The sequence below is a fragment of the Streptococcus agalactiae ATCC 13813 genome (assembly GCF_000186445.1).
GTDB lineage: Bacteria > Bacillota > Bacilli > Lactobacillales > Streptococcaceae > Streptococcus > Streptococcus agalactiae.
In genome coordinates this window covers 1,520,049-1,527,093 of record NZ_GL636070.1, presented here as the reverse complement: position 1 = coordinate 1,527,093, position 7,045 = coordinate 1,520,049, and the positions used below count along the sequence as shown (strand labels likewise).

Annotated in this window: 5 protein-coding genes; 3 read left to right on the top strand and 2 right to left on the bottom strand. The window is 39.7% G+C overall.

Going from position 1 to position 7,045, the window contains the following annotated elements; all coding sequences use genetic code 11:
• Together HMPREF9171_RS106105 and HMPREF9171_RS106110 are read left to right on the top strand one after the other, a co-directional pair.
• On the top strand, nt 1-881 hold an 881-nt coding region (locus tag HMPREF9171_RS106105; protein ID WP_000311123.1), incomplete at its 5' end, for a VirB4-like conjugal transfer ATPase, CD1110 family.
• 1 nt (nt 882) lies between these two features.
• On the top strand, nt 883-3,684 hold the full coding sequence (locus HMPREF9171_RS106110; protein WP_000656693.1) for a phage tail tip lysozyme: 2,802 nt from the start codon (nt 883-885) through the stop codon (nt 3,682-3,684).
• A 62-nt stretch (nt 3,685-3,746) separates the two neighbouring features.
• Here the strand turns inward: HMPREF9171_RS106110 and HMPREF9171_RS106115 are convergent, their stop codons facing one another.
• Both HMPREF9171_RS106115 and HMPREF9171_RS106120 read right to left on the bottom strand, forming a co-directional pair.
• Complete coding sequence (locus HMPREF9171_RS106115) at nt 3,747-4,592, bottom strand: nucleotidyl transferase AbiEii/AbiGii toxin family protein (protein WP_001030299.1); 846 nt, start codon at nt 4,590-4,592, stop codon at nt 3,747-3,749.
• A complete protein-coding gene (locus HMPREF9171_RS106120) occupies nt 4,589-5,179 on the bottom strand; it encodes a type IV toxin-antitoxin system AbiEi family antitoxin domain-containing protein (RefSeq protein ID WP_000037237.1) in 591 nt (196 codons plus the stop codon). The genes HMPREF9171_RS106115 and HMPREF9171_RS106120 overlap by 4 nt, the downstream gene beginning before the upstream one ends.
• 169 nt (nt 5,180-5,348) lie before the next feature.
• Here HMPREF9171_RS106120 and HMPREF9171_RS106125 point away from each other — a divergent pair.
• The coding region (locus tag HMPREF9171_RS106125) for a GbpC/Spa domain-containing protein (protein WP_000167695.1) at nt 5,349-7,045 on the top strand (1,697 nt) is incomplete at its 3' end.

Below are 7,045 nucleotides of genomic sequence, written 5' to 3'. Positions count from 1 at the left end.
ACAGTATTATCGGTCAAGCCTTTGGTGGGGAGAGTATTGATATTGCCCCAGATTCTACCACCTTCTTAAATGTCTTAGATCTATCTGATGAGAATATGGATGAGGATCCGGTTAAGGTCAAGTCCGAATTTCTCTTGTCTTGGATTGGAAAGCTCTTGGACCGTAAAATGGATGGTCGTGAAAAGTCCTTGATTGACCGTGTGACAAGACTCACTTATAAGCATTTTGACACACCGTCCTTGGTCGAATGGGTCTTTGTCTTAGCTCAACAACCTGAACAGGAAGCTAAGGACTTGGCACTGGATATGGAACTCTATGTGGAAGGGTCGCTGGACATATTTTCACATCGGACCAATATTAAAACAGACAGTCATTTCCTGATTTACAATGTCAAAAAGTTAGGCGATGAATTAAAACAAATTGCCCTCATGGTTATCTTTGACCAAATTTGGAATCGGGTGGTCAAAAACCAAAAGCTAGGGAAGAAGACCTGGATTTACTTTGATGAAATGCAGCTTCTCTTATTGGACAAGTATGCCTCTGATTTCTTCTTTAAACTTTGGAGTCGTGTCCGTAAGTATGGGGCGATACCGACAGGCATTACTCAGAATGTAGAAACGCTTCTTTTGGATGCCAACGGCAGACGCATTATTGCCAATAGCGAGTTCATGATTCTTTTAAAACAGGCTAAGAGCGATCGAGAAGAATTGGTGCATATGCTTGGACTTTCCAAGGAACTGGAGAAATACTTGGTCAATCCTGAAAAAGGTGCTGGGCTAATCAAGGCCGGTTCAACCGTTGTTCCATTTAAAAATAAGATTCCACAACACACCAAGCTCTTTGACATCATGAGTACGGACCCTGAAAAAATGAGGACATGAGATGAAAGAGGATAAAAAGCTAGTCAAACATGCTAGGCAAAACTTTCGAAGCAACTTAAAATCAGCCCGTATGCATTATCGGAAAGAAGTTAGAGCCTTAAAACAGACTGTTCCTAAAAAAGGACGATTTCGAAAACCAGCCCAAAATTCTCTTTTTCAGGAAAAGAAAACAGAGATAAAAGGAAATCTACTCAGTAGCCAAAAGGAAGCAGAAGAGAAGTTCCTAAAGGAAATTACCTATGTTTCTCCTAGACTGTTGAAGGTAAAGGAAATCAAGAACTATCGACTTCCTCAAGCTCAAGAGCGTTTGCGGACTGCAAGAAAACATTTGTCAGAAGTGAAACTAAGTGAGAAGCAAAAGGCAGTTAATCCCAAGTTTACTTTCCAAAAAGAAAATCCTTCCCCGAAGTCTCGCTTTCAGTTTCACCAAGAAAAATCATTTGATCGACTAAGTGCAGAAAAAGACGTAAGTTCTGCCAAGCGTGAGGTTAAACAACTCAAGAAAGTCCAAAAGACTAAGAAAAACTCTACCAAAGTCAAAGTTGGATTAGGCTTAGTTGCATCTGAATCCCTTGACCTGATAGCACAGGAGGATGATTTAGATGGTCTAAGATCCATGAAGGATATTAGTTTGAAAGCCAGACGCTATGGAAGGTTTACCTTTCAAGCAGGTAAGGTGGTAGTAAAAAGTGGACAGACAGGTGTGAGGTTTACCAAAACAAAATTTTCTCATGGAAAGGAACGATTCCAGAACTTCAAAAAGGGAAAAGGATTCACACGCCAGAAACCTCTTAAACCAAGAAGACGTTACCAGACCTTTTTAAAGCATGTGAGAAAACAAAGTGTCGCAGGTATCAAAGGAATCGTCCAAGCCATTAAGGGAAGTGTGACTTTCTTTTCTGTCCTTGCGGGAAATCCTTTGACTTGGATTGTCTCAGGCATTCTCTTGATACTCCTTTTGATGATGAGCTTTTTCATGAGTGTTTCAGGTAGTAGTGTCATTCAACAAGATGAGATGGAGTTGACCAAGGCCTATACCCACATGACGTGGGAAGATGCGGAACATACGAGAACCAATGAAAAAGGGATTGCCTACTACACCAAGATTGATGAGATTATGGTTTACATGAATCATCAATACCAAGACTACAAGCTTGACGATTTCATGGAAACAGGTGGTGTGACCTACAAAGCGTTTCTCAGTCAAGTGTGGACAGACTTAAATGGTGGAGATTCTATTAAATCCATGTCTGACTTATATAAAGAACCTACTTACAAGCTGTCTGATGAGGACCAGGAAGAGTTAAAGGAGTTGACAGAAGGAGGCAACTATCTAGCCCTTCAAGAATTGGACAATCCCTTTCAGGGACAGACTGACGAGGATAGCTTAAGCATGACCTACCGATATGGGTATGAGGTCATTGATGAGAAACCAACGCTGCATCACCATATCATCTTAGAAGCGAAAGAAGGTCAAGTCATTGTAGCTCCGATGGATGGCAAGGTATCTCTTGATGGAGAGAACGTTGTTTTGACATCTGGTAAGGGAGTGAATAAGACTAAACTAACCTTGTTTGGCATTCATTCAGGCCGAGTGAGTGAACATCAACATGTCTTGGCAGGAGATATTATTGGTCAGACCAAAGACGGAACGGGTCTAAAAGTCACCTATCAAAAGGTTGATGATGATACGGATAAGTTGGTCTATGTCAATCCAGCTTTCTACTTTCCAAAAGTAATCCAGGTTCAGACCACCATTCTTCCAACTATCGGTCAGTTTGGCGGCGATGAGTTCGAGAGAGCCAAGGCAATTTATGACTATCTTAAAAGCAAAGGTGCGACAAATCAAGCTATAGCAGCTATTTTAGGAAATTGGTCGGTAGAATCTTCCATTAATCCAAAACGAGCTGAAGGCGACTATTTATCTCCGCCAGTTGGTGCGACTGATAGTTCGTGGGATGATGAGGGCTGGCTCTCACTTAATGGTCCAACTATATACAATGGACGTTACCCAAATATTCTCAAACGTGGTTTAGGCTTAGGCCAATGGACAGATACCGCGGATGGGTCACGCAGACATACTTTATTGTTGGAATATGCCAAAGGAAAACATCAAAAGTGGTATGACTTAGAGTTACAACTGGATTTCATGTTGCATGGGGATAGTCCTTATTACACCAACTGGTTAAAAGATTTCTTCAAAAATACAGGTAGTCCAGCTAGTCTTGCCCAACTCTTCCTCATTTACTGGGAAGGAAATTCAGGGGATAAGCTACTTGAGCGTCAGACACGGGCAAGTGAGTGGTATTACCAAATTGAAAAAGGCTTTAGTCAACCCAACGGTGGGACAGCACAAAGTGATCCAAAAGCACTTGAAGCTGTACGAGGAGACCTTTTTGAAAACTCTATTCCAGGAGGTGGTGACGGGATGGGTTACGCTTTCGGCCAATGTACTTGGGGAGTCGCAGCCCGTATCAACCAACTGGGGCTAAAACTCAAAGGTAAAAACGGTGAGAAGATTCCAATTATCAGTACCATGGGCAATGGCCAAGATTGGGTACGAACAGCCGCAAGTCTCGGTGGGGAGATAGGGACAAGTCCACAAGAAGGAGCTATCCTTTCCTTTGCGGGAGGAGGACATGGCACACCAACAGAATACGGACATGTGGCTTTCGTCGAAAAAGTCTACCCAGATGGCTCATTTCTTATCTCAGAAACCAACTATAATGGCAATCCAAACTACACCTTCCGTAAATTATCTGGAGTGGATAGTAGCTTGAGTTTTGCTTATACGACGAAATAAAAAAAGGATATGCTAACAAAATGAATAAATGTTAGCATATCTTTTGTGTTTTTTTGTCACGATTAATCAGAATTTATAGAAATGAGAACTGTTATGAGACGAATCATCTCATCAAGAACATCTGCAAGTGAAATCCCTTTTGTATAGCTATATTTTTTTGAATAATTTTGCCATTGTTTATTCTGAATAGGGTCAGATTTGAACCTCTCGAGTAGTTCAATAATCTTTACAAAATCGAGTTCTGTTTCGCGATATGAAAATGTTCTCTGACAGGCATTTCTCAACTGAATGAAGTCAATGTCTTCTTTCTTCAGTTTGGAAAGAATATAAACATCGTAAAAATCTTTGCTTCTACTGTTCAAGAAGTTACGTGAATAGATGGTTTGAAGTTTTTCAGCTAGAATTGTTTCAATTGTATAAGCAATGATTGGAAAATTGTCTTCATCAAAAATAGCTTTATAGTCGTATGTAATCGGCTGAGGAGTTACAACATCACCTGTCGCAATATCCAAATGGATAACTTGTTTAATATTCTCAAGTTGGCACGAAATTGTTGCTCGATAGCCACCATAGTCATCACTTTCTTTAATAGCTGTGATTGATTGAATCACAAAAGATATACCTTCTTCGGAATCTGCTAAAATTTCCTTGAGTTGCTGTTTAACAGTTTCTTCTGAGAGTGTTATTTGATGGAATAAAAAGTCAATATCAACAGTGCTACGAGATTCAACTCCGATGACATTCGAAAGTAGGAATCCTCCTTTGAAGATATAGTGATTTGAATAAGAACTTTGACTTAATTTTTTCAAAATGACTTCTAGGAAGTAATAGGTCATGACGGAATTAAAGGTTAAACCAGTATTCTTTGATATTTTATGACAGAGTGCTGTTAATTTAGCTTTGTTCATATTAGAACCTCCAGAGTTTGTTTAACTTTTTCTAAAGTATTCATTTTTGTCGCATATTCATAGAGTTTTGCTAGATTTTTTTTAGGATAGTTCCCATAAGATTGAAGTGTCTTGACAAAGAGTTCGGAATCAATCTTTTCTCGATGTATTACAAAATCACAAATAATACGTTCAAAATCATATACCCTTACGTTGTTTCCCAAAGGAGTAGGTACAGTAGTCATTCCCAGCTCGCTGTATTCTTTAGAGACAAAGTGAATATTTAGATTAGCTGGAGGAGTATTAAAGCGGTAGCCTCTAGGAACTGTCACATCAAAATATTGTGGAATTTCATCTGTAAACTGTTGTAGATACAGTGCCGAAATATAAGAGAAAATAGCCTTAGGAAAACGATATTGAAAGAAGTAGTATTCATCATAGTCTCCGTTTTGGGTTAGGAAAATACCTTTTTCAACTCGGAAGATAATGCCTTCTTTCTCTAGTCTTGTCAGATATATTGTTGGAATACCTAGTGCTTTACAATCTTTGTTTGTGACAATTCCATTGTTCTTTTCTATAAAATCGAGTAGAATCTCTTTTTTTGACATACGGCCTCCCACTTGTTGCTTTTACACTACAATTTTACAATATTTGTGGTATAAAAGCAACATTTTCTTTTCCCTCATTTTATTGTGATAACAAAATCAAGCCTTCTTTTTTATGATGAGGAAAGAGTGACAATTTGTTGCTACATAAAAAAGAAAAGAAGGACTATTTATGACCAAAACATGTAATCATCACTTTCTTGTCAATCAGGAAAAAGGCGAGAAACACGTCTTTCGCAAGAGTAAAAAATATCGCACTCTATGTTCCGTTGCCCTTGGAACCATGGTGACGGCTGTTGTTGCTTGGGGAGGAACGGTTGCACATGCTGATGAAGTCACATCATCAGTTGACACCAACATCCAACGAACGGAGAATCCAGCCACAAATTTACCAGAAGCACAGCCAAAACCTGTATCTGAACAAACTGAAATTTTAGCGTTAACTGGACAATCTAATGGAGCGATTGCTGTTACCGTACCACATGATACGGTAACACAAGCAGTTGAAGAGGCAAAGGCTGAAGGTGTTTCTACGGTTGAAGATAGCCAAATGGATTTAGGAAATACAACTTCTGCGGCAGAAACTAACCAACAAATTTCAAAAGCAGAAGCAGATGCCCAAAATCAAGTTGAGGCTATCAACGAAGTTACTGAAACCTACAAAGCTGACAAAGCAGCTTATGTGGATGAAAAAGCTCGCATCGAACAGGAAAATAAGGAGCTGTCACAGGCCTACGAAGGGGCCAACCAAACTGGTAAAGAGACAAATACTTGGGTTGATACCAAAGTCAAAGACCTAAAAACTCGGTATGCAGATGCTGATGTGACAGTAAAAGAACAAGTAGTCTCATCAGGAAACGGAACATCTGTACTGGACTATACAAACTATGGCAAGGCTGTTGAAACTATTCAATCAACTAACGAACAAGCTGTAGCGGATTATCTAACAAAGAAAACCAAGGCAGATGATATTGTTGCGAAAAATCAGGCCATTCAAAAAGAAAATGAAGCTGGACTTGCTAAGGCAAAGGCAGATAATGAAGCCATTGAAAGGCGTAATCAGGCAGGTCAAGCAGCTGTTGATGCTGAAAACCGTGCAGGTCAAGCCGCAGTAGATCAAGCTAATCAGGAGAAACAACAATTAGTTTCAGATCGTGCAGCCGAGATTGAAGCTATTACAAAACGTAATCAAGAAAAAGAAGCCGCAGCCAGAAAAGAAAATGAAGTGATTGATGCCTACAATACCAAAGAAATGGAACGCTATCAACGTGACTTGGCCGAGATTTCGAAAGGTGAAGAAGGTTATATTTCTGAAGCCCTTGCTCAAGCCCTCAATCTCAATAACGGTGAACCCCAAGCACAACATGGAGCAATTACCCGAAATCCTAATCAAATCATTTCAACTGACGATGCCATGCTGGGTGGCTACTCAAGAATATTGGATTCAACAGGATTCTTTGTCTATGATAGCTTCAAAACAGGTGAGACCCTTAGTTTTAACTATCAAAATCTTCAAAATGCACGATTTGATGGTAAAAAGATTAGTCGAGTGACTTACGATATTACCAACCTTGTATCACCAGCTGGAACCGATGCCGTGAAATTGGTTGTGCCAAATGATCCAACCGAAGGTTTTATTGCCTATCGAAATGATGGAAATGGTGATTGGCGAACAGACAAGATGGAATTTCGTGTAGTTGCCAAGTATTTCTTGGAAGACGGAACGCAGGTTACCTTCTCCAAAGAAAAACCAGGAGTCTTCACGCATTCTTCCCTCAATCATAATGACATTGGTCTAGAATATGTCAAAGATACTTCTGGGAAATTTGTGGCGATTAATGGTTCAACCGTTCAAGTGACTAATGAAGT